This window comes from Mycolicibacterium gilvum (genome assembly GCF_900454025.1).
GTDB classification, from domain to species: Bacteria; Actinomycetota; Actinomycetes; order Mycobacteriales; family Mycobacteriaceae; genus Mycobacterium; species Mycobacterium gilvum.
Map to the genome: position 1 here is coordinate 331152 of NZ_UGQM01000001.1, position 26120 is coordinate 357271.

Genomic DNA, 26120 nt, shown 5'->3' on the forward strand with positions numbered 1-26120 from the left:
CCAGCGCAGCTGGTCTGACTCCGCCACCGCGCGGTCGTGCCCGTGACGTTCATTGATCCAGATCGACCAGTTCTGGCGGTTCGGTCACGGTCAGGTGGGATCCGATGGCGTGGTTGCCGTGCGAGATGTCTCGGTGAGCCGCGAAGCTCAGGCTTAGGAGTTAGGTTCCGTGCCGACGAGGGACACAAACGAGACACATTCACCGGGGCCTCCACCGAGGTTGTGGGTGAGGCCGATGGTTCTGCCGGGGGCGACTGTGTGAATCCGTCTGTCCTCAGGGGCTTCGCCGCGAAGCTGCAGCCAGCATTCGAAGATCATCCGCAGCCCACTGGCGCCCACAGGGTGTCCGAAGGCCTTGAGCCCACCGTCGGGATTGACCGGTAAACTTCCGTCGAGGTCGAAAGTGCCCGCTAGTACTGCCTTCCAGGCGGTGCCCCGCTCGGCGAAGCCGAGATCCTCCATCAGTACCGGCTCGGTGATGGTGAAGCAGTCATGTACCTCGGCCATCGCGATCTCGGACGGCGGGTCCGTTATCTCGGCTTCGGCGTAGGCGTTCTGCGCCGAGGCAACCACCTCCGGGAACGTCGTGAAGTCGTAGCCGGGGTCGACATTGCCGTCGGCGGCCCCGGAGACCAGTGAGAGCGCCTTGATGAACAGCGGTTTGTCGGTGTATCGATGGGCGTCTTCGGCTCGAACGACGATAGCGGCGGCGGCGCCGTCAGATACACCCGAGCAGTCGAACACGCCGAGTTGTCCGGCGACCAACGGGGAGCATGAGATCGTCTCTGTGGAGACCTCTTTGCGGAATTGCGCGCGCGGGTTGCGGGCACCGTTGTGGTGGTTTTTCCAGGCAATGCGAGTGATGACTTCCTTGAGCTCGCCGGGGTCGACCCCGTACTTCTTCGCGTACGCCGGACCAAGCAGGCTGAAATTTGCTGGCGCACTGGTTGTTCCGAGGGTGCCGCCGGTGCCGTCAGAGGGTATCGAGGGGCGCAGCAGTCCGGAGAAGCCTGAGTCCTTGAGTTTTTCGACGCCGACCGCCATCGCCATGTCGTAGGCGCCACTGGCTACGGCGTAGGAGGCGTTGCGCAGCGCCTCCGAGCCGGTGGTGCACATGTTCTCCACGCGGCTCACCGGCTTGCCGTGCAACCGCAGGGGGCGACTCAGGCTCAGTCCTGACAGGCCCGAGGTGTAGGTCCCGAGCCAGAACGCGTCGATATCGTGCAGCGCCACCCCGGCACTTGCGGTCGTGCAGTTCACCGCATCGATCACCAAGTCATCGACCGAGCGGTCCCAATGCTCCCCAAAGTCGGTGCAGCCCATCGCGATGATCGCCACGCGGTCACAGATTCCGTGTGTAGCCATGTCAGCTCTCCTCGGTCTTGCGGCGGGCCGGGCGGGCTTTCCAGAAGTAGTTATGGACCCCGCCTCCCGATGTGGTCAGCCGTCGAAAGGTCATTTCGACCCAGCCTCCGATCGACACCTCCGCAGAGCTGTCGGTCAGTTCGCAGCGAAAACGTCCGCCGCCATCGAAGTCGACGACCACCGCGATCATCGGCGGGCTGGGGGTGTAGGCGAGCCGGTCGATCGTGTACGTCGCCACCCGCGCCGCCGTGTCGGCCATCGGTTGGCGATGCATACGATCAGCAGAGCCGCACTGGTAGCACACCCGTACCGGCGGTAGGTGAACGGTGCCGCATTCTTCGCAGCGAGAACCTACGAAGCCGTACTTCCATTGCTCGGATCGATGACTGGGCGGTCCGGCGGGCGCCTCGGGTTCGGGCCTGCGGGGCGGTTCGCGACGCAGCATGCCGCGCCAGGTCAGGAAGGTGCCGTAACTGAGTGAGTCGTCGGCCGCCGCAATCTGATCGGCGACCGTCGGTGCCGTGTGTTGATGGCCGTCAAGTGCGTCGGTGGTGCGCAGGATCAATGTCGAAGCACCGTCGGCCAGCACAGTGAGCGCGATCACTTGATCGGGTTGCGCGCGTTCGAGCACGTCGGCGAGAAGTACACCGGGTTGGGCGGTTCCCGGGTTGCCGATCGCTGAAGTCAAATCCGAGCTGAGGGCCCCGCGTGGGACACCGCTGGCGCCCGCGAACTGTCGGTTCGCCCGAGGCGACAGGCCGCACACGACCAGGTGATCGACACCATCAGGGGTCAGATCGGCCTGTTTAAGTGCGGCCGCAAACGAATCCATGGCCAACGGGACGTAGACATGCTCCCCGAACCGCTCTTCCCATACCCGCGACGTCGGTGCTCCCGGGACGCGCCAGCGATCGAGAAACTCCTCGGTAACCGACGCGCTGGTGATCAGTTCAGCCAGTATCGGAGCCTCGGCAGTACCGGGACCGAACAGAACCGCCGCGGCGGCATCACCGCCGTGTCGTTCGTCGGCGCTCCCGGGAAGGCCGGTGCGCATGTCCGCCAAGACGGCCAGAGCACCCTCGGGGCTGTCGGCAGCGGCCAGAAGCGCACCCAGCGCTGAGCGTGGTGCCCCACCGAGATCGACCGCCAAGGTGCTGCGAGGCAAGTTGAGGGCGGCGTGAATGACTGCGGCATTGGTCTTGTCGAGATATGCCGGATCGGTCGTGGCGAAGTACACCCGCGGCGGCATCGATTCCGGCGGAAGGCCACGCAGAACAGCGCGCGCGGCCTCGACGGCCATCGAGGTGGTGTCCTCGTCGTAGGAGGCCACCGACCGGGTGCCGGGGGGTTGAGCACCACCGAGCACCGATCCGATCTCGCTCAGCTGCAGACGATGAAACGGAAGGTAGGCCGCGCAGGCCACGACACCCGTCGCGGCGCTGCTTCGTTGAGACGGCATGAATATGCAATCTAATCTGATTCTGGTTAGATTTCAATCGAGCGCCGCGGGACGGACGAGTGCCGAGAAGAACTCACGGCCGAAGCCGTGATCGGTGCAACGCCCAGAGCGGCGGTCCGGAGACGACAACCCGTTGGAAAGGCATACCGATGAAGCGACTGGTTTTTGAACCCGAACACGAACAGTTGCGCGAAACAGCGCGACAGTACATCGAGTCTGTTGTGGCCCCACAGGCCCAGAAATGGGAACAGCAACGTCTCGTGGATCGCGCCGCCTACGTAGAGGCCGGCAAGTACGGGCTCATCGGATTCAATCTGCCCGAGCGGTTCGGCGGCGGCGGATCGGATGATTTTCGGTTCAATGCGGTGATCGTGGAGGAGTTGGCGAAGTTCGGCTCCGTGACTCCGGCGCTGAGTTTGCAGAACGACATCGTCGCCCCGTACCTGAAATCGTTGGCCAACGAGGAGCAGCAGGCTCGCTGGCTGCCCGGCTACATCACCGGCGAGATCATCGGTGCGATCGCGATGAGTGAGCCCGGGGCGGGTAGCGACCTGGCCGGTATCCGAACTACTGCCACGCGTGACGGCGATGACTGGATTCTCAACGGCTCCAAGACATTCATCTCAGCCGGGGTTAACTCCGATGTGGTCATCGTGGTGGCCCGCACCGATCCCGACGCGGGTCATCAAGGGTTCTCGTTGTTGGTCGTCGAGCGCGGTATGGAGGGTTTCAGCCGCGGGCGCAAACTGGACAAGATGGGTCAACACGCCCAGGACACTGCCGAGTTGCACTTCGACAGTGTGCGGATCCCCGGCCGCAACCTGCTGGGCGAGCCGAATCGCGGTTTCTACCACCTGATGCACAACCTACCCTCGGAGCGGCTGTCCATAGCGGTCGGCGCGGTTGCCGGTGCGCGCGAAACATGGCGGCAGACACTCGAATACGCCAAGGACCGCAAGGCGTTTGGGCAGCCGATCGGCAGCTTCCAACACAACCGGTTCGTGCTCGCCGAACTGGACACCGAGTTGGACATCGCCGAGCAGTACATCGACCGGTGTCTGCGCGCCGTAGTGGACGACGAACTGACCGCGGTGCAGGCCGCGAAGGCGAAATGGTGGTGCACTGAGCTTGCGAAGAAGGTCGTCGACGCCTGCGTCCAACTGCACGGTGGGTACGGCTACATGAACGAGTACAGGGTGGCCAAAGACTACGTCGACGCCCGGATCCAGACCATCTTTGGGGGCACCACCGAGATCATGAAGGACATCGTCGGACGCGACCTGGGCCTCTAGCGGACCTTCGACTTCCTGGACGCCGCGGTTGACCGCGGTGCACGCTTCTGCCGATCAGCTGCTGTCGACGAGCCCTGGAGGCTTTGTCGTTCGGCGGGGACTTTGGTGACTCCGTCGAACACCAAAGTCGCAACCTGGCGCGCCAACTCTTCGGGGCTCAGGTTACCGTCAGGGTGGTACCACTCGACCGCCCAGTTCAACGCACCTGTGATCAACATCGTGGTGACCGAGGAGTCGGTGTTCTTCCTGATCTCACCGGAGGCGATGGCGTCCTCGATGAGGCCGTGCCAATACTCCAGATAGGCACGCTGGTGGTTGACGGTCTGGTCGCGGACGGTGTCGGGGATATGACCGAGGATGCGCACGAGGGCCGAGGTGTACATGGTGTTTCGCAGCACAGACAGCAGATGGGCGGCCATTGCGGTGGATAATCGATCCAGCGCCGTGGCGTCGGCGGGGAGTGCGTCGACGCTCAGGCGGGCCAGATTATCAGTGCGTTTCCAGGCGACCAGCACCATTTCGACCACAAGGTGCTCACGGGACTTGAAGTAGTAGTACATGCTGCCCGTCTGGATCCCAGCAGCTGCCGCGACATCGGCCAGCCGGGCGCCGGCGTAACCCTTTTCCCGGAAGACCTTGGCGGCCGCATCAAGGATTCGTTGGGCACCCTCGGACTTGGTGTCGTCGGCTCGACTTGCGCGAAGGACCTCCTCCTCCGCGACGGCGATGGCGGCCAGGTTGTTGTCAATCGACCGGGTCGCCTGGCGATGTACGGCGAGGCCTTCGAGGAACAGCGAATCGAATTGCGCTTTGAGCTCGGTCGTGGACATTCCATCGGCGCGGGGTCGGAACCACTCGGGCACGGAGTTCATCGCGCCGAGCAGCAGCATCCGCATCGCCGAACTGTTGAGGTCTGTGCGGATATCGTCCGTGCCTTGAGTGGCGTTGACAAGTGATCGCCAGAATTCTCCGTATTCGCGCTGTTCGTGGATTCGGCGCTTGCGAATTTCGTCGGGAACTTGGCCGATTATTCGGATTGTCGCCGCGGTGTAGTCGCCAATTTCCAGGACGGTGTCAAGGTGCGCGGAGATGGCTTCACGAAGCCGGTCGAGGGCGGACGCGTCGTCAGGAAGGGCGGCGACGCGTCGCCGCACGAAGCCGCTGGTGCGTTCTTGGCCGACCCTCAGGACCTCTTCGACGAGTTCCTCTCGCGAGGGAAAGTGATAGTACAGGCTGCCGGCTTGGGTGTTCGCGGCCGCGGCGACGTCAGACAGCCGGGTGCCGGCATACCCTTTGTTGCGGAACGTGAGGGCGGCCGAATCGAGAATCCGCGCCCGAGTCGCCACGCCCTTCTTGCCGGGGCGGACGCGCTTGTTAGCCATCAGTGCACCTCACGCTCCGTTTGTCCCGAACTCCGGTCTTCTGCACGATTGTTGATTCTATGTGAGTTTTGGTCGATACAGCAGACAGGTGCACTGTGAGAGTCACCGCATGCTGCGGTTTCTCCGCGACGGGCCAGCGGCACCGGCCGGAGCCTCACAATACCCCCTGGACATTGACCCTAATCTGAATTAGGTTAGAATACTCAGCTGCGCGTGGTTCACGGCGCCGGAAGGGAGTGTTGAAGCACATGATCAAGCTGTTGGAGGGCATTCGGGTGCTCGAGTGCGCCATGCTGCCCACCGGCGACCAGACCAGCAGGCTGCTCGGGGACCTCGGCGCCGACGTCATCAAGATCGAGCGGCCGGGGACCGGTGATTATCTGCGTGAACTCGGCGACCGCATCACCGACCAGAACAGCGTCTTTCACCTCTTCTGCAACCGCAACAAGCGCAGCGTCGAGGTGAACCTTCGTAACGATGAGGGCCGCACGATCTTCTTCGAACTTCTCCGGACGGCCGACATTTTCGTCGATGGATTCGCCGGCGACGCGTGCGACAAACTCGGCATCGGCTACGACGCGCAGCGCGCTGTCAAGCCCTCCATCATCTACTGCCAGGCCAATGGTTTCGGGACACGCGGGAGCTACAGCCAGATCCCGGTGCACGGGTACATGATGGGTGCGGTGGCCGGTCAGTCCGAGTTTCGGGTCTCCGATGACGGTGTCGTCACCGAGGTCGTTGACCCTGAAGGCCTGTACTTCCCCGGTTCGATTGACGGACCCTTGTCGACTGCGCTTTACGCGGCCCTCACCGCAGCCGCGGCGCTGCGCCATCGCGACAAGACGGGCCAGGGGTGCTACATCGATGCCGCAGGAGCCGACGCGGTGTTGGCCAATCAAAGCCTGGATGCGGTGATCGCCTGGAACAGGGACCGGATTACCGACCGGCGAAACCCTCCGCCACCGGTCGGCCTGGATCCGCGTCGTCGCCCGAAGTACACCTACTACCAAACCAAGGACGACAAGATCGTGCTGCTCGCCGCCATCGAGCACAAGTTCTGGGACAACTTCTGCCGGGCGATCGATCGCGACGACCTACTCGACGTGCAGAACAAGACGTTCGCGGTCGACTTCGCTGACGGCGGTAAAGCCGACCTGCTCGACGAACTGATTCCTGTCTTCCGCTCCCGCACCGCCGCGGAATGGATGGACACCGCGCGGATGTACGACATCCCGTTGTGTCCGGCAAACTCTAAGACCGACACCCTGACCGACGCCCACCTGGCTGCCCGCGAGATCGTTCATCATTCCCAACATCCGGTGGCCGGTCCCTACACGAGCACCGGCTGGCCGGCCCCGGTCAGCGGTCAACCCTTCGACATCACGCGCCCGGCGCCCGCGCTGGGCGAACACACCAACGAGGTGCTCGCCGAGATCGGCTACAGCGCCGACGACGTTGCAGCACTGCACAACCGTGGCGTGGTGTGAGGCCCCCATGGTAATGCGTATGCCAAGCCGGGTGCCCGCCACCGGCCTGCCGGAACGGGTGACGATCTACGAGGTGGGTCCCCGGGATGGCCTGCAGAACGAAAAGGGCGTCATCCCAACCCCTGTCAAGGTCGAGTTCATTGAACGGCTCGGCGCCGCCGGACTGCGCACCATCGAGGCAGCCGGCTTCGTACACCCCGCGCGGGTGCCGCAACTCGCCGACGCCGAAGCGGTCGTCGACGCCTTGGACCTCGATGCCGGCCGACGCTACCCGGTGCTCGTGCCGACGGTCAGTGGGCTGGATCGAGCGTTCAGTCGCGGTGTGCGTGATATCGCCGTGTTCGGCAGCGCGACCGAAACGTTCTCGCGGCGCAACCTGGGCCGCACCATCGACGAGTCGTTGGCGATGTTCGCCCCGGTGGTGGCGCGGGCGCGCGAGGCCGGGGCCGGTGTGCGCGGCTACGTGTCAATGTGCTGCGGAGACCCCTGGGAAGGAACAGTGCCGATCGCGCAGGTGGTCGACGTCGCCACCCGAATGATGGACCTGGGCTGCACGCAGTTGGCGCTGGGCGACACGATCGGTGTCGGCACGCCCGGCCAGGTCAAGGCGCTCATCGAGGCCGTAGTGTCTGCGGGCATCGATGTGGGCTCGATCGCGGTGCATTTCCACGACACCTACGGACAGGCTCTGGCCAACGTGCTGGTGGCGCTGCAATCGGGAATCAGCACCATCGACAGCTCGGCAGGCGGCCTCGGGGGGTGCCCGTTCGCGGAGAGTTCGGCCGGAAACCTGGCCACCGAAGACCTGGTGTGGATGTTGGAAGGTCTGGGCATAGACACGGGTGTCGACCTCGGCGAGCTTGTGTCGGTCAGCCTGTGGATGGCCGGACAGCTCGGCAAGCCGTGCGTATCGCGCACCGTGCAAGCGTTGGCTGGATGCGCTCAGGTCCCACCAGGGGACGGTGAACCCGCGGCGGTGGCCCGATGACCGGCCTTGAGGTGCCCGTTGAGGAGTTGCGGGCACGGTTGCGCGATTGGGTCGCCGACAACGCTCCGGTTGGACTGGCAGATCTGATCGATTGGCGGCTTCGGGCCGACCTGCCCGGTTCGGTGAGCAGCCGGCAAAGCGAATCCGAGCTCGCCGGCGCACACAGCCACCCCTTGTTCCAAGAGTGGGAGCAGCGGTGTGCGCAGGCGCGGCTGATTTGTCCCGCGTGGCCCACCGAGTACGGGGGACGCGGCTGGGATGCGCCACAGATGACGATTCTTGACGAAGAGTTCTATCGAGCCGGAGTCCCGCGTATCGACCGCGTGCAGGGGGAGTCGATGGTCGGTCCCTCGATCATCCTGCACGGCACCGCGGAACAGAAGGCGTATTACCTGCCGCGGATCATTTCCGGCGAGCACCGGTACTGCCAGGGATTCTCTGAGCCCGAATCGGGATCGGACTTGGCCTCGGTGCGGACCCGCGCGGTCGTGGAGGGTGATCATCTCTTGATCAGCGGGCAGAAGGTGTGGACCTCCCGCTTCAACACCGCAAACATGATTTTCGTCCTGTGCCGCACCGACCCCACGGCCTCGAAGCACCGCGGACTGTCCTATGCGATCACCGAGTTCACCCCCGGACACAACGGCATCGAAGTCCGCCCCATCCGGCAGATCACCGGTGCTGCGGAGTTTGCCGAGATCTTCTTCGACAACACCACGGCACCTTTGTCAGGGGTGATCGGCGGGCTCGGGCAGGGATGGCAGGTCGTGCAGTCCACCCTGGGATTCGAGCGCGGCGGAGCCGGACGCGCGACCACCATGGTGCTGGCGGCTCGCGAACGTGAACTCGAACAGCTGGTGGAGTTCGCCCGACGACAAGGGCGGCATCGCGACCCTCTCGTGCGCCGCGAGCTGGCCTGGGCCAAGACCCAGGTCACCATTTTGCGCAGTAGTTGGCAGCGGACCGTGGCAGAGGTCGCCGCCGGCGTGCAGCCAGGAGCGCAGATGTCGACGTGGAAGCTGGCGTGGAGCGAATACCACCTGCGGCTCGGGGCGCTTGCCTTGGAGATCGCAGGTCCTGCCGCAATGGTGCGGCCGGCGGGCCCTGACTATGCCCTGGACCCGTGGCAGGACACATTTCTGGTGGCGCATTCCGGCACCATCTACGCCGGTACCAGTGAGGTGCAACGAAACATCATCGGCGAGCACGTACTGGGGTTGCCCCGCGAGCCCCGAGTGCCCGAAGGGCAGCGCTCATGACTGACGATGCGTCAGCCCAGGAGGCGCAGAGTTTCCGGTTTCCCGTGGAGCGCGGGCACATCCTGATGTTCGCGCGGGCGTTGGGCGACGACAATCCGGTCTACTTCGATGAGGACCACGAGAGCACGCGCCGACGTGGCGGACTGGTCGCCCCTCCGACGTTCGTGGCCGCCGCGGCGCAGTTCGATCCCGAGTGGCCCTACCGCCCAAGGCCAGGCGCCGAGTGGAACGGCTCGGGTCGCGGACCCGGCTTCGTCCCCGCCTCCTCCGGGGGTGGCACCAGCTTGCATGCCGAGCAGCATTACGAATTCCACGTTCCGCTGCGTCCCGGTGACGTCCTGACCGTCTCGCGGGAAGCCGGCAAAACTTGGGAGAAGCAGAGTGCACGTGGCGGAACATTGCGGTTCTCCGAGGAGATCACCCGCTTCGTCAACCAGCGCGGAGAACTCGCCGTGACGGCTCGGCGGGTGCGGGTGGTCACCGAGCGGGCGGTAGACCAATGAAGCTCGCCGAATTGTCAGTCGGCGACCGGCGCGACGCAACGGTGGTCGAGGACCTATCCCGAACCCAGATCGTCATGTACGCCGGCGCGTCGGGCGATTACAACCCGTTGCACACCGACGAGGTCTACGCCACGAAAGCGGCTGGCTATCCCAGCGTCATCGCCCACGGCCAGCTCACCATGGGCCTGACGGCCAAGGTCATCACCGACTGGATCGAGGACGGTGAGCTCACAGGTCTCGGTGTGCGTTTCCGGCGGCAGGTGTGGCCCGGCGACACTCTCACCGCGACCGCCACGGTCACCGCGACCGAGGACCCGGACGAAGGTGGGTTGCGCATCGTGGAACTGGACGTGTCGACAGTAAACCAGGACGGTGAGCCGGTCATGGCGGGCTACGCGCGGCTGCAGGAACGCCGGTAGCACATGGGTGAACGATTGGCCCTGGTTGCCGGTGGTAGCGGTGGCATCGGATCAGCCATCTGCCAGGCGCTGGCCCGGGATGGCTTCGACGTCGCGCTGACCTACCGGCACAACGTCGAGGCCGCCGAGCGCACGGCCGAGGCCGTGCGAGAACTTGGCGCCACGGCGTGGGCGCACCAGGTGGACCTCACCGACATTGAGGCGACCGCCGCTTTGGTCCGCGCGCTGCCGAGGCTGGACACCGTCATCTATGCCGCCGGACCGTCGATTCCGATGCGCTACACCGCCCAAATCACACCTCAGGAGTTCGCTCACCAGCTCGCGGCGGACGCCGCGGCATGTTTCAACCTGCTGCAACCCGCGATCGAGCGGCTGCGGGTCAGCCGGGGCTCGATGGTGGCCCTGGTGACTACCGCACTGCTGCGCTATGCCACCCGCGACCTGCTATCGGCGGCACCCAAGGGCGCCGTCGAACAGCTGGTGCGAGCCATCGCCGCCGAGGAAGGCAAGAACGGTGTGCGCGCCAACTGTGTAGGGGTCGGGGTGATCGCGACCGGGGTGCTAGACGACCTGATCGACAGCGGCGACTACCACCAAGAGGCCCTCGAGGCCGCGCGCCGTGCGATTCCGATGCGCCGATTCGGGTCGGCCGAGGAACTCGCCGACGTGGTGGCCTTTCTTGCCGGGACCCGCTCGGCCTATGTCACCGGACAGACCCTTCGGGTCGACGGCGGATACTCGGTCTGACGCGGCCAATTCACAGGTTCATCGATGCGGCCACCACGTCGCGGTGATAGTCGATACCACCCAACAGCGCCTCGGAGGCCTTGGCCCGTTTCAGGTACAGGTGCGCGTCGTGTTCCCAGGTATAGCCGACGCCGCCGTGGATCTGGACCATGGCGCCGGCCGACCGCGAGAAGACCTCCGAGCAATACGCGTGGGCCAGCGACGACGCCAGCGCCACATCGGTGTCGTCGGCAGCGGAGGCCATCGCAGAGTAAGCCGCGGAGCGGGCCGATTCGACGTCGAGCAGCATGTCGGCGCACCGGTGCTTGATCGCCTGGAAGGAGCCGATGGGCCGACCGAATTGTGTGCGCATCTTCGCGTACTCGACCGAGGCGTCCAGACAGTGCGCCGCGCCGCCGAGCTGCTCAGCGGCCAGACACACCGCCGCCCGCTGCAAGGTGCGCCGCAACGCGGCCGCCCCGTCATCATCTGGGCCGCCCAGCAGCTGTGCCGGTGTCCCCTCGAAGCGCAGTTCGGCCAGCTTGCGGGTCTGGTCCAGCGTCGGCAATGACGTGCGCCGCAGACCCTCGGCGTTGGACGCGTCCACGGTGAACAAGGAGACCGCCCCGGTACCGGGGCGTCGCGCGGACACGATGATCAGCTGGGCGGTATGGCCGTCGACAACGAGGGTCTTGGCGCCGTGCAGCCGATACTGCGCGCCATCGACGATGGCCTCGGTAGCTATGTCGTACGGCGCCCAGGCGTCGGTGCGCTCGGCGAAGGCCAGCGCGGCGCGTAGGTCACCGGAGGCGATGGCGGGAAGTAGCCGCTCACGATTGTCTTCGGTACCGCCGACGAGTATTACATTGGCGCCCAACACAATCGATGACAGGAACGGCGCGCACAGCAGTGCGCGGCCCATTTCCTCCATCGCCAAGCACAACTCGACCAGGGAAAAGCCGGCGCCGCCGAAGCGCTCCGGGATCGCCAGCGATTGCAGGCCCAACTCGCTGCCAAGCTGGTGCCACACCGCAGGGTCGAAGCCCGCCTCGGTGTCCATCAACCGTCGCACCTCGGCGACGGGCGACTTGGCCTCACAAAACTTACGGACCAGCTGCTGCAGTTGGCGCTGTTCCTCGGTCGGAGCGAATGTCAACAATCTTCTCCCGTGCTCGGCGACAATCTAATTTAACACAGACTGTTGATGGTCTGGGAGTGCGCTGACCGTTGACGAACTACCAAAATCTGTGTAGAAAAAGAATCAAATAGACACTTGCGTGTCCACAAGCGGAGCGATCCAGGAAGGGGGCTGTCGGTGCCTGGACCGCACAACGTAGACATCGTGCGCAGATTCACCGAGGGCTTGCGCACCGGAGACGTCGACGCCTGCGCGGCGTTGCTCGACCCCACGAACGTCTTCTCCGAGGCGCCCAGCCTGCCGTTCGGTGGTGACTACATCGGCGTCGACGGATTCCAGCGGATGCTGGCGGCGGTGAGCCGGGATTTCCGGGTAACGCTGGAACCCCCGGAGATCGCCGGGACTGACGACTGGGTCGCTGTCGTGGTACACGCCACGTTCACTTCGCGGCGTACCGGGCGCAGCATGCCCGTCGAGTGCGTCGACATCTACCGGCTGCGGGACGCCAAGATCGTGCGCGTCGACGTGCACTACAAGGAGCCGGGCGCCCTGGCTGAGCTCTGCCGCCAACCGGCCGGCTCCGACTTGGCCCCAGCGGCGCCTGGCCCGTCCCTGTCCAACACTTGCCAAACGAATCGAGGTGAGCTCACGTGAGCGATCAACAACCCGGTACACACCCTGGCCGTTGCACTGCGCTAGAGGCGTTGGGTCACGACTATGACCACTACGACCCGCAGTTCGCGCTGGACCCGCATGCGGACTACACGGCACTTCGGGCCAAATGTCCAGTGGCGCACACCGATAACTACGGTGGGTTCTACGTGATCACGAAGTACGAGGACATATCCGCGGTCCTGCTCAATGCCCAGGTGTTCTCGTCATGGCCGGCTGACACCCCGCCGACGCCCGGTCACACCCGTGCGCTGATCCCGCTGGAAGTCGATCCCCCCGAACATCGCCGCTATCGCACGATCATCGATCCGTTGTTCCGGCCCAAGGCCATCGAGCACATCGCCGACGAGGTGCGCCGTTACGCGGCTGAGCTGGTCGACACCATGGTCGCCAAACGCGAATTCGACTTCATGACCGAATTCGCCGAGCCCTACCCGAGTTCGGTGTTCCTCCGGTTGGTCGGGCTGGATTTCGATGTGGCCCAACGTGATCAGTTGTGCAGCTGGGCCAGTACCATTCTGCACACCACGACCAACGGTGTTGAGCACGGCGATGTCGAGGCCCAGACCACCGCGCGTCTGCAGGCCGGTAAGGCGCTCAACAACTTCCTCCGCGCCTTGCTCGATGAACGCCTCGCCAATCCTGGTGAGGACATCATTTCTTATCTGACGACCGCGGAGATGCCGGGCGCCCGCAAGCTCGACTACCGCGAAATCCTCAACTTCGCCTACGTGATGGTGCTGGCCGGACTGGACACCGTCTCCACCGCAATTGGATTCAGCTTCCTGCATCTGGCTCGTCGACCGGATCTCCAAGACCGCCTCGCTGCCGATCCGTCATTGATTCCCGCGGCGATCGAGGAACTTCTGCGTTATGAACCGATCGTTCACGGCAGCCGCACCGTCACCGAAGAAACCGCCATCAACGGGGTCGAATTACACCCCGGCGACCGTGTGGTCATCCCGCTGGCCTCGGCACATCGCGACGAAGACGCCTACCCTGACGCCGACCAGATCCTGATCGACCGGCACGCCGACAAGTCGATGATCTTCGGCGCCGGAAATCACCGCTGCGTCGGTTCGCACCTGGCACGGCTCGAGCTGAACATCGCCTTTGAGGAGATCTTCCGGAAGATCCCGAAATTCTCCATTCCCGAGCACGCTCAGCTTGCCGCCTATGGCGGCCAGACGCGCAGCTTGATCACATTGCCGTTCAGGACATGGCGTGACTGAGGCACTGGCAACCACCGCCCGCCCGCGCGCTGACGTCGCGAAGCGCTTCCTCGAGCCGGCCTCGGTCGCCATCGTCGGCGTCTCGACCAGCATCGGTACGGCTTACAAGGCGGGCGGGCGAGCCGTCCTCGAACACCTCAAGGTCTACGGCTACACCGGTGAGGTCGCCGTGATCCACCCCACGGCAACGTCCGTCGACGGTGTTCCGGCGTTTCCGTCGCTTCGTGACCTTCCCACGGTTCCTGACGTTGTGGTCATCGCGGTGCCGGCCGCGGCCGTGCAAGCAGTATTGGCTGAATGTGCCGAGGTCGGGGCGCGACAAGCATTGATCTTGACCGCTGGATTCGCCGACATGGGTGTGGCCGGCCACGAACTGGAGCGCTCCCTGCTGGACTTCGCCCGCGACAACGCAATTCGAATCGTGGGCCCGAACAGCACCGGACTGGTCAACGTCCGGACCGGGCTTGCCATGAGCATGACCTCCGTACTCACCGAAGGCGTCCCCATCGCCGCCGGCGGAATCGCGGTGATCGCGCAGAGCGGTGCGATCGGCAGCACCGTCGTGGAGAGGGCCCGCGACGCCGGTGTGGGAATCTCCCACATCGTCAGCACCGGCAATCAACGGGACATGGACATCCCTGACTTCGTGTCGTATTTCGCGGGGCTGCCGGAGGTTCACACCGTCGCGCTGTACCTGGAATCGATCCGCGACGGCCGGCGTTTTGCTGCCGCGGTGCGTGAGTTGCATGCCGCCGGCAAGCGGCTGATCACCTATCTCGGCGGCCGTACCGCGGCCGGCGAACAGGCCGCGGCCAGTCATACCGGCAAGATCATCGGCCGCGGAGCGCTCGAGCTGGCGCTGCTGCGGGCGCTTGATGTGACTGTGGTCGACGACCCCGACGACTTGTGGGTACTGGGGGCGATGAGCGCCCCACGGCACCGGCAGTTCCCGCGCAGGTGGGGCATGGTCGCCTACTCCGGAGGCATGGCGGTGTTGGCCACCGAGCAGCTGGCCAGTGCCGGGGTGGCATTTCCCCCGCTGGGAGGGTCGACGATCGAACGGCTCAAAGAGCTGTTGCCCAGCTTCGCCGCCATCCCCAACCCGCTCGATGTCGGCCCGGGCTCTATGCCCGCGCAGTTCGGCGGCTACCTGGCCGCGGTGGCCGCAGATCCTGCAATCGAGGCGGTGTGCGTGCCGCTGCCGATGGGAGCGCGAGGGTGGAACGCTCAAAGCGTCGCCGACATCCTGGCGGTGGGCCACGACACCGGCAAGCCGTGCATCGTGCTGTGGTACGGGGGGCGCGCCGTCGACCCCTACATCAAAGAGCTGCGCGCGGCTGGGGTGCTGGTGGCCCAGAGCCCCTCGGATCTCGGCCGACTGGTCCGCGCGCTCCTCGGACCGGAGCGAGTGCTGGAACCCGACCCCGCCCCGGACGGCGAGCCGGCCGGTCATGCGATCACGGTCGGCGGCGCCCAAGCACTGCACCTGTTGGCCGACTACGGCCTGGACGTCGCGCCGATGACATTGTGCGACAGCTCGTCTGCACCACGTGCGGCTGAGGAGCTCGGCTACCCCGTGGTCGTGAAGTCCGCCGATGAGGACATCACGCACCGCACCGAGCTTGGTCTCGTCGCGATCAACCTGTCCAACGCCGACCAGGTCGGGCAGGCGGTGGCGCGGATGGCGGCTCGCCGTGAGGTCCCGGACCCGACCTGGCTCGTGCAGAAAATGGTGACCGCCGGAGTGGAGCTGATCCTGACCGTGCGCACGGCTGACGATCTCGGGGTGTTCGGCACCGTGGGGATCGGCGGCGCTGCCGTGGAGGTGCACCGTGACGTGGAGCATGTCCCGCTGCCGTGCGATCCAGACACGTTGCACAAGGCGCTGACCCGGCTGCGGCTAGCCGAATTGCTTTTCGGATTCCGTGGCAGCGAGCCGGTAGATGAATCATGGATCGGCGACACGCTGAATCGGATGGCTGCTCTGCTCACCGAGCAGGGCTTGGCAGAGATCGAGGTCAACCCCGCAATCGTCGACAAGAGCGGCGGCACGATTGTCGACGCTTTGTGCGTTCGAACACCCACGCCGACCCTTGTACGAATACCAAATTCTGAGTAGATTTAGAAGACGAGAAGCGAACAATTCGGCTAGTGCGGCGCGCTGCGGTACGCATCCCTAAGACCCGTCAACCTTTGGAGGACCACGTGATTGGCACCGACCGTCTCCCCGTGCTGGACGTCGACCAGCACTACTACGAACCTCTCGACGCCTTCACCCGGCACTGCCCCAAGGCGTGGCGCGAGCGCACCGTACAGACCGCGGTCATCGACGGCCGCACCCGCCAGATCGTCGGCGGCAAGATCGACCGCACCGTGACCAATCCCACCTTCGACCCCATCGTCAAGCCGGGGGCGATGACGGACTACTTCCGCGGCAATCCGCAGAAGCGTTCACTTATCGACATCCTGTCCGACCGTGAACCGATTCCGGGCCATTACCGCAACCGTGACGACCGGCTGGCCAAGATCGACGAGCAGGGCCTGCAGGCGGTGTGGATGCTGCCGTCGCTTGCGATGGGCTACGAAGAGGGGCTGCAGTACGACCCACCTGCCGCCGCACAGGCGTTCAAAGCCTTCAATCGCTGGCTGCTCGATGACTGGGGCTACAACTACCAGGACCGCATCTTCAGTTCGCCCTACCTGACGTTCGCGGATATCCCCGCGGCGATCGACGAGGTCGAACACGGGCTGGCCAACGGTGCTCGCATCTTCGTGGTGCGCGCGCAGGCTACCTACACCGACGGAGGGTGGCGTTCTCCCGGTGACCAGATCTTCGACCCGATCTGGGCCCGTCTGCAGGAAGCCGAGGCCATCACGGTCGTACACGTCGGCGAGGTCGGCGGCGCCGGCCTCGACAAGTACGTCGAACACCGCACCAACATCATCGGCGAGATCGCCTCCCCGCTGCAGATCGCCGTCGGACACGAGCGGGCGATCGCCAACTACCTGGCCGCGGTGACGTGCGACAAGCTCTTCGAGCGTTTCCCGCAGCTGAAGATCGCCTCGGTGGAGAACGGAGCGGAGTTCCTGCCGCTTTCGATTTCCGGGCTCAACCGTGCCGGGTTCCAACGCCCCGGCTACTTCGCCTCGGATCCCGTTGAGCAGTTCCGCGAGCATGTGTGGGTGGCCCCGTTCTGGGAGGACAATCTCCTGGAGGTGGTCAAGCATCTGGGTGTCGACCAGGTGCTGTTCGGCTCGGATTATCCGCACCCGGAGGGCCTGGCCGAGCCGCGCCAGTACGAGAAGGTGGCCGCCGAGCTCAACGATCCCGTCTCCGAACGCAAGGTCATGTGGGACAACGCGGCGAAACTGACGAAGCTGGCCTAGGCCGGTGGAACCAGCAGGCAAAGTCATTGTCGTCACCGGTGGTGCCGCCGGCATGGGGGAGGCCATGTGTCGGCGGTTTGCCGCAGTCGGCGCCGCGGTGGTCGTCGCCGACATCGACGCGCCGGGGACTGCACGCGTGGCCGACGAGATCGGCGGCTTAGGTGTTGTCACCGATGTCTCTGACGAAGCGCAAGTAATCGATCTCGTCCACGCCGCCATCGCCGAACATGGCCGCATCGATGTCTTCGTATCCAACGCCGGAGTGCTCTGGGGCGAACCGCACGACGGCGTGACACCATTGCACGAGCGGGGCAACCCGTGGGCCTCCAACCAGGCGTGGCAACGGGTATGGGATGTCAACGTCATGCCGCAGGTCTACGCAGCACGGGCGGTACTGCCACACATGGTTGAGCGGGGATCTGGCTATCTCATCCAGAATGCCTCCGCGGCAGGCCTTTTGACCGCGCTCGGCAACGCTCCCTACGCAACCAGCAAGCACGCCGTTCTCGGACTGACCGAATGGCTGTCGATCCACTACGGGGGCAACGGCATTCGGGTGTCCTGCATCGTCGCCGAAGGCGTGCGAACTGCGATGCTGCGCGGCGCACAGGGAGAGTGGTTCGCGGTGGCCGGCGCGATCACCGCCGAGGAAGCGGCCGACTGCGTCATTGACGGGATGAGAAAGGAACAATTCCTCATTCTCACCCACCCGCAGGTGGAGAAGTACTTCCGCGGCAAGGCCGCCGACTACGACGAATGGATCGCCAAAATGCGCAAGCTACATGCCAAGACTCCGGGGCTGGCGTCATGAGCATCCACGACCGCGACGAGGTCTACATCGGGGGAAGCTGGCGGCGTTCCGCGGGCGGTGTCATTGAGGTCGAGTCAGCCATCACCGGTGCCGTCATGGGCCGGGTTCCCGATAGCACGCCCCACGAGGTAGCGGACGCCGTGGCGGCCGCGCGCGCGGCATTTCCGGCGTGGTCGCAGACGACCGTCGACCATCGACTGCAATACCTGACGCTGCTGGCGAAGAAGGTCGACGAGCGCAACGACGAACTGACCCGGCTGATCAGCTGCGAGGTCGGCACACCGCTGCGGGTGTCGACGGCGGTGCAGGTCGGGCTACCGCGCCGTGTGCTGGAGAGTTACCGGGACCTCATGTACAGATTCGAGCTCCAAGAACGCATCGGTGACTCGCTGGTACTGCGGGAACCGATCGGCGTCGTCGCCGCGATCACGGCGTGGAATTACCCGCTGCAGCAGGTGTTGGGCAAGGTGGCTGCAGCCTTGGCGACCGGTTGCACCGTAGTGCTCAAACCCTCAGAAGTCGCGCCGCTCAGCGCGTTCGTGGTTGCCGACATCATCGACGAGATCGGGCTGCCGCCCGGAGTTTTCAACTTGGTGTCGGGACGCGGGGACACCGTGGGCGAAGAACTCGTTGCCCACCCCGATGTCGACATGGTGACATTCACCGGTTCGACAGCGGCGGGTCGGCGAATCGGGGAAGTTGCGGCACGCACGGTCAAACGAGTGGCCTTGGAACTCGGCGGCAAGTCGGCCAACATCATTCTCGACGACGCGGACCTGGCTCAAGCAGTCAAGGTCGGGGTGGCCAACTGCTTCACCAACACCGGCCAAACCTGCACCGCGCTGACCCGCATGCTCGTTCCCCGAACACAGCTCACCCAGGTGGAGGATCTCGTCCGCGCCCGACTGGCCACCTACACACTCGGGGATCCACTGGAGTCGTCCACGACGATGGGGCCGCTGGCGTCGGCCGCGCAACGCGACAGGGTGCGCGACTACATCCGCGTCGGCATCGCTGAGGGCGCAGACCTCATCTATGGCGGGCTCGACGAGCCGACAGACGTGCCTCCAGGGTTCTTCGTCACACCCACCGCGTTTTCAAACGTGCGTCAAGACATGCGTATTGCCCGGGAGGAGATTTTCGGGCCGGTGCTGTCGATCCTGCCCTACGACACCGAAGACGATGCCGTCGAAATCGCCAACGACACCGAGTACGGCCTCGCCGGTGCGGTGTGGTCGGCCGATCACGACCGGGCGCTTCGCGTCGCGCGCCGGATGCGCACCGGCGCGGTGGACATCAACGGCTCTTTTTTCAACATGCTGGCCCCGTTCGGCGGCTACAAACAGTCCGGCAATGGTCGGGAGCTCGGCCTGTACGGACTGCTGGAGTTCTACGAGCTGAAGTCGGTGCAGGGCGCGCCGGTGGAATCGTGACGGGAGGGCGTCAGAAGTGGACTTCTCGGCCGACACCGATCTTGACCTGATACGCGAAGGTATCGGCGCGATCTGCACAAAGTTCGACGACGACTATTGGGCCGAGCGCGATCGGCGCCACGAGTTCCCGTGGGACTTCTACCGGGCGCTGGCCGATGGCGGTTGGATCGGTATCGCGATACCCGAGGCCTACGGCGGCAGTGGGCGGGGGCTGCTGGAGGCCTCGGTCATCTTGCAGGAGGTCGCCGCGTCCGGCGCTGCGATGAACGGATGCAGCGCCATCCACCTGTCGATCTTCGGCATGCATCCGCTCATCCTGCACGGCTCGGAGGACATCAAGCAGCGGTATCTTCCCCGAGTCGCCTCCGGAGAGCTGCATGTGGCCTTTGGGGTGACCGAACCCGACGCCGGTACCGAAACGCTGGCCATCAAGACCCGCGCTGTCCGCGATGGCGACTCGTATGTCATTCGCGGACAGAAGGTGTGGACCTCCAAGGCCCAAGACGCCGACCGGGTGCTGCTGCTGGCCCGGACGACGCCCGTCGAGCAGTGTAAGCGGCGTACCGACGGGCTGACTCTTTTCATGGTGGACCTGCATGACCCCGCCGTCACCATCACGCCGATCGCCAAGGCCGGCCGCAATGCGGTGTCCTCGTGCGAGACCGTGTACAACGATGTGGTGGTGTCGGTCGACGACCGTGTCGGCGAGCAGGACAAGGGCTTTTATTACCTTCTCGACGGGCTCAACGCTGAGCGTGTGCTGATCGCGTCGGAGGCCATCGGTACCGGCCAGGCGGCGCTGCGCCGCGCGGTCGGCTACGCCAACCAACGCGTGGTGTACGGCAGACCTATTGGGCAGAATCAGGGTGTCGCGTTCCCGCTTGCCGAGGCCCATGCCCGGCTGGAGGCCGCCGAGCTGATCACCCGGCGTGCCGGCTGGATGCTGGATCGCGGACTGCCCAGCGGCGCCGAAGCGAACATGGCCAAGTTGCTGGGAGCCGACGCCGGCTTCCAAGCCGCCGACACGGCCATGCAGGTCCACGGCGGGTTCGGCTACGCCGAGGAATACCACATCGCGCGGTACTGGCGCGAAGCGCGGCTGATGAAGATCGCGCCGATCCCCCAAGAGCTGATCTTGGCCTACATCAGCCAACACGTCCTCGGCCTGCCCAAGAGCTATTAGGCCGTAGCGTTCGTCAGAAAGGAAGGCCGACAGGTGACTACGAGCGGTGACACCTTCGACTACGTCGTCGTTGGCGGGGGCTCCTCCGGATCGGTGGTGGCGGCCCGGCTGGCTCAAGCCGGTGCCGACGTGCTGCTGCTGGAAGCCGGCGGTAGCGATCGGCGCATCGATGTGCGGATCCCTGCCGCGGTTGGTATCGCCTACCAGAAAGTGAACTGGAAATACCCGGCTGAGCCGGACCCGACGCGCACCGGCAATCCCGAAGCCTGGATGGCCGGCAAGGTGATGGGCGGTGGCGGCTCGATCAATTCGTGCGTTTTCGTCCGCGGCAACCGGGCCGACTACGACGGCTGGGCCAAGAACGGATGCACCGGCTGGGACTACGACTCGGTCCTGCCCGCATTCAAACGGATGGAGACGTGGGAGGGCGGTCCAAGCGAATTGCGCGGGGGTTCGGGTCCCATTTCGGTGAACGTGCAGACCAACCGCGGCCAGGCCAACATGGCGTATATGAAGGCCTGCCTGCAGGCAGGTTATCCGTCCAACCCTGACTACAACGGCACCTCCCAGGACGGTGTCGGGCTGGCCCAGGTGAACCATCGTCGCGGCACTCGCTCACAAGCATCGCGCGAGTACCTTCGGCGCGTCGCACCCAAAGGCAAGGTTACCGTTCGCACCCACAGCTACGTGTATCGCATTGTGCTGGAAGGCAACAGGGCAGTCGCAGTGCAGTATCGGCACCAGGGCACGGTCACGCAGGCCAGGGCGCGCGAGGAAGTGGTGATCAGCGCCGGCTCGATCGGCTCTCCCCGGTTGCTGCAGCTGTCCGGAATCGGGCCTCGTTCGACGCTGTCGGATGCCGCGGTGGAAACTGTGATGCACCTGCCCGGGGTAGGCCAAAACCTGCACGAGCATCCCTACCTGATGCAGCGTTGGCGGTCAAAGATCGCCACTATCAACAAGATGCGCATTGGCACTGCCGTCGAAGGCATCGTGGACTACGTGCGCAACGGCAGCGGTCTGCTGGCGATGACGATGGTGCAGGTGCAGTGCATGGCACGCACCGATCCCGGTTTGGAGTCACCTGATCTACAGCTGCAGTTCGTTCCTTTTGCCATCACTCGTGCAGTCGACGCCAACGGAATGTTCAACGTGCAGAAGGCCAAGGAGCAGGGCTTCCTGTCGTCGTCGACGTTCCTGCGGCCCCGCACCCGTGGATCGATCACGTTACGTGGATCAGCTCCTGACGCCATGCCACGCATCTCGTATCAGTTCCTAGCCGACCCGGACGACCTGCGAGACTGCGTGCGTGGGCTGCGCGAAGTGCAGCGAGTGATGGCTCAGCCGGCGATGGCAGAGATCACCGACGGACAGCTCGAACCTGAAGCGGACTGTCGCACCGATACCGACTGGCAGCAGTACGTGCGCCGCACCGTGACACCGTCCTACCACCCGGTGGGGACCTGCAAAATGGGCATCGACGACCTCGCGGTGGTCGATCCTGAACTCAGAGTGCACGGCACCGCCAACCTGCGCGTCGCCGATGCCAGCATCATGCCCACCATCACCACGGGCAATACCAACGCCCCCTCGATGATGATCGGCGAACGGGCGGCCGAGCTCATCCTCGGTGCACGACCCAACCCGAATGGAGTGACCAATGGCTCACGATGATCACCGCTTTGGACGGACCCTGGGCGCATGGCTGCGCGAGGAAGCTGCGCTCGACCCCGGCCGGCCCTTCGTCCAATGTGACAGCGACTGGGTCACTCTGGGCGAACTCGACGCACAGTCCGATCGCGTCGCTGCGGGGCTGCAGGCGGCAGGAGTGGGCAAGGGCGACCGGGTCGCGATCAATCTGCCCAACCGCATCGAGAACATCGTGCTCATCTATGCCGTGGCCAAGGCAGGTGCCATCCAGGTTCCGCTCAACACCTACCTGCGGGGAGATTTTCTGCACCACCAGCTTGTTCAGACGTCCCCCAAGGTTTACGTCGGTGACAGCGAAGCCCTCGACTTGCTCTCACCGATTCTTGCGACCCTCACTGAGCGGCCGCGATTGGTCCTGGTGGGACAGCCCTCGCAGGACGCAATGCTTCAGCCCGACCTGCACTACACGCAGCTGCAGGACTGCGGTGTAGCTCTTGCGGAGCCAGAGATCGACCCCACCGACGTGTGCGCGATCGTCTACACCTCGGGCACGACCGGGCCGTCGAAGGGCTGCACCACCACCCACGGGTACTACTGCAACCTCATCAACGTGTTCGTCGAGCACGGCTGGTATGAGAAGGGCGACATCATCTTCGGAGCCACTCCGCTGTTTCACTTCAGCGGCCAAACCTGGCTCGTCGCAGCAGCATTAGCTGTTCGCGGATCGGCGATCGTGGAACCCGCGTTCCACGCAAGCACCTATATGGCACGCATTCGGGAGACCGGTGCCACTGCTGCGCTCGGTATGGGAGCGATGGGCATGGCGATCATGGCCCAGCCGCCCCACGAGGACGACCGCAACCACAAACTGCGCCACATCACCTTCACGCCGTCGACACCTGAATTCATCGAGCAGTTCGAGAAGCGCTTCGGCATAGCCCCGTTCTCCGAGGTCTTCGGCCAGTCGGAGTGCTGGCCGGTGCTGCTGGGCGATCCGCGGGATAAACGCCACCCCGGCAGCATGGGCAAGCTGACCAGAGGGCTGCAGGTGAAGATCGTCGACGATCACGACCGTGAGGTGGCGGTAGGGGAGGCCGGCGAGATGATCGTGCGGCCCGACGAGCCGTTCCGCATGTTCTCTGGGTATTGGAACGACGATGCGGCGACCGTACGCACATTTCGGAATCTGTGGCACCACACGGGGGACTGCGCCCGTGTCGACGACGAGGGATATTTCTGGTTCGCCGACAGGAAAAAGGACTCGTTGCGCCGTCGTGGCGAGAATGTATCCTCGATCGAACTCGAGCAGGCCATCGTCGCCCATCCCTTGATCGCACAAGCAGCCGTGCACGCCGTACCCTCCGAGCTTAGCGAGGACGACGTCAAAGTTTGCCTGGTGTTGGCCCAAGGGTGTGAGATTCAACCGCGGGAATTGTTCGAGTTCTTCCGGAAGTCAATGCCCTACTATGCGATTCCGCGCTACGTCGAGGTGCTCGAGTCGCTTCCGGCCAACGTCAACGGTCGGGTGCAGAAGTTCAAGTTGCGCGAGCGGGGCATCACCGAAACCACACTCGACTTTGAGGAGCTGGGTCTTGTGGTCGCCCGTGATGACCGTCGACGGCGGTGATTGCGCGATGTCCGATGCGTGAGTGCTCAAGCCCATTCGGGTGATGCCGGACGAGATGGTTGACGGCATGGGCGCCTGGAATTTCACGAACGATTGTGTTCCTGCAAGGCGTGAGTCGCGACGCCTGCGGCGAAGTGGTCTGAACTTCACCATTGCCGCCCGCTTGCCGGCATGCCGTCGAGCGAGTGCCTAGAACTAGCTGCCGACGTTGCTGCATGAGGCCATGAACTGCCAGTCGAATGCTGACGGCAGCCGCGGGCTTGGCCCTCAAACGATTTCAGCGATCGTGGTAGTGGCCGGTGCCCACCCAGAGGCACAGCTCATCATCGCCGCCAATGAGGCTTTTACATTCGAGCACAAGGCGATTCACTGAGCCAATCTTGCCAAGAGTCGACCGCAACCGCGTCAGCCCGGCGCCGGCGCACGGTGCTCCCTGACCTCAGGCTCGCCGGTTGAGGCCGTGATGTGCGCGCGCAGGTCCAAGTTGAGGTCGTTGGCCTGTTCAGGGGTCAGGCAATCGCCGAGAGCAAGCAATTTGCGGGCGGCCATGTGGTCGCCGGGTCGGTTGAGTGATTCGACGCTACGTAGCACGTCGTTGTGGAAGCAGAAGACCGAAAAGCGACCACTGGCGGGGTCTCCGCGAAGCACGGCCCGGCTGGGTTGTGTGCTGAGTCCGGCGATCTGCAACTTGAGGTCGGCTTGATCGCTCCAGAACCAGGGGACGCTGTCGTAGGGTTCTGGGCGTCCGACGAGTCGGGCGGCCAGAACGCGGGCCTGTGCTGTGGCATTGTGCACCGACTCCAGGCGCACCCGGAGCTCGCCGGCGTAGCGGTTGGGGCATGACGTGCAGTCGCCGACGGCAGAGATTCGGCCGTCGTCGGTGGCCAGGTATTCGTCGACAACGATCCCGTTGTCGACGCGAAGACCGGCGTCCTCGGCGAGGTCGGTGTTCGGCACCGCTCCGATGCCGACGAGGACCATGTCGGCGGGGAATTCGCGGCCCTCGGTCGTTGTCACAGCGCTGACCCGGCCGGCTGCGCCGGTCAATCCGGCCACGCTGGTGCCGAGTTCGATGTTGAGGCCTCGGGAGCGGTGAGCGTCGAGGAGGAAGCCGGCCATCTGGGGAGACAGCACACGACCCATCAGGCGATCGGAAATCTCGATGACGACCGTATCGAGGCCGAGCCTGGTCGCGGTCGCCGCGACCTCGAGTCCGATGAAGCCGCCACCTACCACCACGACGTGGCGGGCGCGGTCCAACCGGGCGCGGATGTCGTCGGCTTCGGCGAGGTTTCGCAGCCCGACGACACCGTCGAGCTCGGTTCCCGCGACTGGCAGGGCGCGGTTGTGGGCACCCAGCGCAAGCACCAGGTGGTCGTAGTCCAGCCAAGCGCCGCCGCGGAGTTGGACGCGGCAGTTGGTGCGATCGATGCTGCTCACCGTTTCGGCCAGCAGTAGCTCGATACCGTGCTGCTCGTAGAAGCTGCCAGGGTGCAGCCAAAGGCTCTCGCGCGTGGATGCACCGGTGAGGTGGCCTTTGGACAGCGGTGGCCGCTGATAGGGCAGGAACGGTTCGTCGCCGACCAGCACGATCCGACCCTTGAACCCAAACTCGCGCAAGGAGGCGGCCGTATGGGAACCCGCTTGCCCTGCACCGGCGATGACGATGGTGGAAGTCTCGGACGTCCTGGTCATAACTGCGTCGGTGGCACTCGCACAACGAGACCGTCCAGTTCGGGACCGACCTTGATCTGGCAACTGAGTCGGGAGTTGGCCTGGCGGGGAGAAGCGGTGTAGTCAAGCATCTCCTCCTCGTCGGCGCTGGCCGCGCCGAGGCGGCCCAAATCATCGTCGTTGACGTAGACGTGACATGTCGCACACGCCAGGGTGCCGCCACATTCGGCGACGATCTCGGAAATGTTGTTGGCCACCGCCGCTTGCATGACCGAGGTTCCCTCGGTGACCTCGACGATGACTTCTTCACCGCCGGACCGTATGTACGTTACTTTCACCACGATCAGCACCTCCTACGCGCTTCTCGGGAGAGTCTAAACCAAAACCGATTCTGCAGCACTAAACAGTCTTCGACCGCAGTGTCCATCGGCCT

The 26120-nt window shown here is 64.7% G+C and carries 22 protein-coding genes; 16 read left to right on the forward strand and 6 right to left on the reverse strand.

Annotation, left to right across the window (positions count from 1 at the left end; genetic code table 11):
- Nucleotides 1-153 precede the first annotated feature (153 nt).
- Both DYE23_RS01510 and DYE23_RS01515 read right to left on the reverse strand, forming a co-directional pair.
- Nucleotides 154-1365 carry an acetyl-CoA acetyltransferase gene (locus DYE23_RS01510; RefSeq protein ID WP_115326309.1) on the reverse strand — a complete coding sequence of 404 codons (1212 nt, stop codon included), beginning with the start codon at nt 1363-1365 and terminating at the stop codon, nt 154-156.
- Nucleotide 1366: 1 nt separating this feature from the next.
- The gene (locus tag DYE23_RS01515) at nt 1367-2824 is read right to left on the reverse strand and encodes a zinc ribbon domain-containing protein (protein ID WP_115326310.1); all 1458 of its coding nucleotides are present in this window, start codon (nt 2822-2824) and stop codon (nt 1367-1369) included.
- Between the two features lie 149 nt (nt 2825-2973).
- Between DYE23_RS01515 and DYE23_RS01520 the strand changes: the two genes are divergently transcribed.
- Nucleotides 2974-4116: an acyl-CoA dehydrogenase family protein gene (locus DYE23_RS01520; RefSeq protein WP_115326311.1), complete on the forward strand. Its 1143-nt coding sequence runs from the start codon at nt 2974-2976 to the stop codon at nt 4114-4116.
- On the opposite strand, the gene DYE23_RS01525 is transcribed toward DYE23_RS01520, so the two are convergent.
- Nucleotides 4113-5498, reverse strand: coding sequence for a TetR-type transcription factor C-terminal domain-containing protein (locus DYE23_RS01525; protein ID WP_235660299.1), 1386 nt, complete (start codon nt 5496-5498; stop codon nt 4113-4115). The two genes, DYE23_RS01520 and DYE23_RS01525, sit on opposite strands and share 4 nt — an antisense overlap.
- A 248-nt stretch (nt 5499-5746) precedes the next feature.
- Between DYE23_RS01525 and DYE23_RS01530 the strand changes: the two genes are divergently transcribed.
- From DYE23_RS01530 to DYE23_RS01555, 6 genes are read left to right on the forward strand one after another with little or no spacing between them, the layout of a single operon-like run.
- Nucleotides 5747-6985 carry a CaiB/BaiF CoA transferase family protein gene (locus DYE23_RS01530; protein ID WP_115326313.1) on the forward strand — a complete coding sequence of 413 codons (1239 nt, stop codon included), beginning with the start codon at nt 5747-5749 and terminating at the stop codon, nt 6983-6985.
- A 19-nt stretch (nt 6986-7004) separates the two neighbouring features.
- Nucleotides 7005-7973: a hydroxymethylglutaryl-CoA lyase gene (locus tag DYE23_RS01535; protein WP_234810334.1), complete on the forward strand. Its 969-nt coding sequence runs from the start codon at nt 7005-7007 to the stop codon at nt 7971-7973.
- Nucleotides 7970-9232 carry an acyl-CoA dehydrogenase family protein gene (locus tag DYE23_RS01540; protein ID WP_115326314.1) on the forward strand — a complete coding sequence of 421 codons (1263 nt, stop codon included), beginning with the start codon at nt 7970-7972 and terminating at the stop codon, nt 9230-9232. Before DYE23_RS01535 ends, DYE23_RS01540 begins: the two co-directional genes overlap by 4 nt.
- Nucleotides 9229-9735: an FAS1-like dehydratase domain-containing protein gene (locus DYE23_RS01545; protein ID WP_083157640.1), complete on the forward strand. Its 507-nt coding sequence runs from the start codon at nt 9229-9231 to the stop codon at nt 9733-9735. The genes DYE23_RS01540 and DYE23_RS01545 overlap by 4 nt, the downstream gene beginning before the upstream one ends.
- Nucleotides 9732-10154, forward strand: a complete 423-nt coding sequence (locus DYE23_RS01550) for a MaoC family dehydratase (protein ID WP_083157641.1) — start codon at nt 9732-9734, stop codon at nt 10152-10154. Before DYE23_RS01545 ends, DYE23_RS01550 begins: the two co-directional genes overlap by 4 nt.
- Nucleotides 10155-10157: 3 nt before the next feature.
- On the forward strand, nt 10158-10901 hold the full coding sequence (locus DYE23_RS01555; protein ID WP_115326315.1) for an SDR family NAD(P)-dependent oxidoreductase: 744 nt from the start codon (nt 10158-10160) through the stop codon (nt 10899-10901).
- Nucleotides 10902-10911: 10 nt separating this feature from the next.
- Here the strand turns inward: DYE23_RS01555 and DYE23_RS01560 are convergent, their stop codons facing one another.
- The gene (locus DYE23_RS01560; RefSeq protein WP_083157649.1) at nt 10912-12036 is read right to left on the reverse strand and encodes an acyl-CoA dehydrogenase family protein; all 1125 of its coding nucleotides are present in this window, start codon (nt 12034-12036) and stop codon (nt 10912-10914) included.
- A 186-nt stretch (nt 12037-12222) separates the two neighbouring features.
- On the opposite strand from DYE23_RS01560, the gene DYE23_RS01565 reads away from it, so the two are divergent.
- The 9 genes from DYE23_RS01565 to DYE23_RS01605 all read left to right on the forward strand — a co-directional run bounded on the left by DYE23_RS01565 (nt 12223) and on the right by DYE23_RS01605 (nt 24013).
- Entirely contained in the window at nt 12223-12672 is a 450-nt protein-coding gene (locus DYE23_RS01565) for a nuclear transport factor 2 family protein (RefSeq protein WP_235660300.1), read from the forward strand.
- A 50-nt stretch (nt 12673-12722) separates the two neighbouring features.
- Entirely contained in the window at nt 12723-13922 is a 1200-nt protein-coding gene (locus DYE23_RS01570; RefSeq protein WP_235660301.1) for a cytochrome P450, read from the forward strand.
- Nucleotides 13915-16041 carry an acetate--CoA ligase family protein gene (locus DYE23_RS01575; RefSeq protein WP_115326316.1) on the forward strand — a complete coding sequence of 709 codons (2127 nt, stop codon included), beginning with the start codon at nt 13915-13917 and terminating at the stop codon, nt 16039-16041. Before DYE23_RS01570 ends, DYE23_RS01575 begins: the two co-directional genes overlap by 8 nt.
- A gap of 86 nt (nt 16042-16127) precedes the next feature.
- The gene (locus DYE23_RS01580) at nt 16128-17309 is read left to right on the forward strand and encodes an amidohydrolase family protein (RefSeq protein ID WP_218566973.1); all 1182 of its coding nucleotides are present in this window, start codon (nt 16128-16130) and stop codon (nt 17307-17309) included.
- Between the two features lie 4 nt (nt 17310-17313).
- Nucleotides 17314-18120 carry an SDR family oxidoreductase gene (locus DYE23_RS01585; protein WP_083152503.1) on the forward strand — a complete coding sequence of 269 codons (807 nt, stop codon included), beginning with the start codon at nt 17314-17316 and terminating at the stop codon, nt 18118-18120.
- Complete coding sequence (locus DYE23_RS01590) at nt 18117-19553, forward strand: aldehyde dehydrogenase family protein (RefSeq protein ID WP_115326317.1); 1437 nt, start codon at nt 18117-18119, stop codon at nt 19551-19553. Before DYE23_RS01585 ends, DYE23_RS01590 begins: the two co-directional genes overlap by 4 nt.
- Nucleotides 19554-19569: 16 nt before the next feature.
- Nucleotides 19570-20736 (forward strand): acyl-CoA dehydrogenase family protein, encoded by a 1167-nt coding sequence (locus DYE23_RS01595; RefSeq protein WP_115326318.1) that lies wholly within the window; start codon nt 19570-19572, stop codon nt 20734-20736.
- A gap of 33 nt (nt 20737-20769) precedes the next feature.
- Nucleotides 20770-22410, forward strand: a complete 1641-nt coding sequence (locus tag DYE23_RS01600) for a GMC family oxidoreductase (protein WP_083152509.1) — start codon at nt 20770-20772, stop codon at nt 22408-22410.
- Nucleotides 22397-24013, forward strand: a complete 1617-nt coding sequence (locus DYE23_RS01605; protein ID WP_083152510.1) for an AMP-binding protein — start codon at nt 22397-22399, stop codon at nt 24011-24013. The genes DYE23_RS01600 and DYE23_RS01605 overlap by 14 nt, the downstream gene beginning before the upstream one ends.
- Nucleotides 24014-24418: 405 nt before the next feature.
- Here DYE23_RS01605 and DYE23_RS01610 read toward each other — a convergent pair whose 3' ends face one another.
- Together DYE23_RS01610 and DYE23_RS01615 are read right to left on the reverse strand one after the other, a co-directional pair.
- Nucleotides 24419-25708: an NAD(P)/FAD-dependent oxidoreductase gene (locus DYE23_RS01610; RefSeq protein WP_083152513.1), complete on the reverse strand. Its 1290-nt coding sequence runs from the start codon at nt 25706-25708 to the stop codon at nt 24419-24421.
- A complete protein-coding gene (locus DYE23_RS01615; protein ID WP_308207171.1) occupies nt 25705-26037 on the reverse strand; it encodes a 2Fe-2S iron-sulfur cluster-binding protein in 333 nt (110 codons plus the stop codon). The genes DYE23_RS01610 and DYE23_RS01615 overlap by 4 nt, the downstream gene beginning before the upstream one ends.
- Nucleotides 26038-26120 lie beyond the last annotated feature (83 nt).

Excerpts from the sequence above, each read along its gene's own strand:
- DYE23_RS01550 (WP_083157641.1), top strand. The coding sequence starts at position 9,732 with ATGAAGCTCGCCGAATTGTCAGTCGGCGACCGGCGCGACGCAACGGTG.
- DYE23_RS01555 (WP_115326315.1), top strand. The coding sequence starts at position 10,158 with ATGGGTGAACGATTGGCCCTGGTTGCCGGTGGTAGCGGTGGCATCGGA.
- DYE23_RS01605 (WP_083152510.1), top strand. The coding sequence starts at position 22,397 with ATGGCTCACGATGATCACCGCTTTGGACGGACCCTGGGCGCATGGCTG.
- DYE23_RS01535 (WP_234810334.1), top strand. The coding sequence starts at position 7,005 with ATGCCAAGCCGGGTGCCCGCCACCGGCCTGCCGGAACGGGTGACGATC.
- DYE23_RS01510 (WP_115326309.1), bottom strand. The coding sequence starts at position 1,365 with ATGGCTACACACGGAATCTGTGACCGCGTGGCGATCATCGCGATGGGC.
- DYE23_RS01610 (WP_083152513.1), bottom strand. The coding sequence starts at position 25,708 with ATGACCAGGACGTCCGAGACTTCCACCATCGTCATCGCCGGTGCAGGG.
- DYE23_RS01590 (WP_115326317.1), top strand. The coding sequence starts at position 18,117 with ATGAGCATCCACGACCGCGACGAGGTCTACATCGGGGGAAGCTGGCGG.
- DYE23_RS01515 (WP_115326310.1), bottom strand. The coding sequence starts at position 2,824 with ATGCCGTCTCAACGAAGCAGCGCCGCGACGGGTGTCGTGGCCTGCGCG.
- DYE23_RS01530 (WP_115326313.1), top strand. The coding sequence starts at position 5,747 with ATGATCAAGCTGTTGGAGGGCATTCGGGTGCTCGAGTGCGCCATGCTG.
- DYE23_RS01520 (WP_115326311.1), top strand. The coding sequence starts at position 2,974 with ATGAAGCGACTGGTTTTTGAACCCGAACACGAACAGTTGCGCGAAACA.
- DYE23_RS01525 (WP_235660299.1), bottom strand. The coding sequence starts at position 5,498 with ATGGCTAACAAGCGCGTCCGCCCCGGCAAGAAGGGCGTGGCGACTCGG.
- DYE23_RS01540 (WP_115326314.1), top strand. The coding sequence starts at position 7,970 with ATGACCGGCCTTGAGGTGCCCGTTGAGGAGTTGCGGGCACGGTTGCGC.
- DYE23_RS01545 (WP_083157640.1), top strand. The coding sequence starts at position 9,229 with ATGACTGACGATGCGTCAGCCCAGGAGGCGCAGAGTTTCCGGTTTCCC.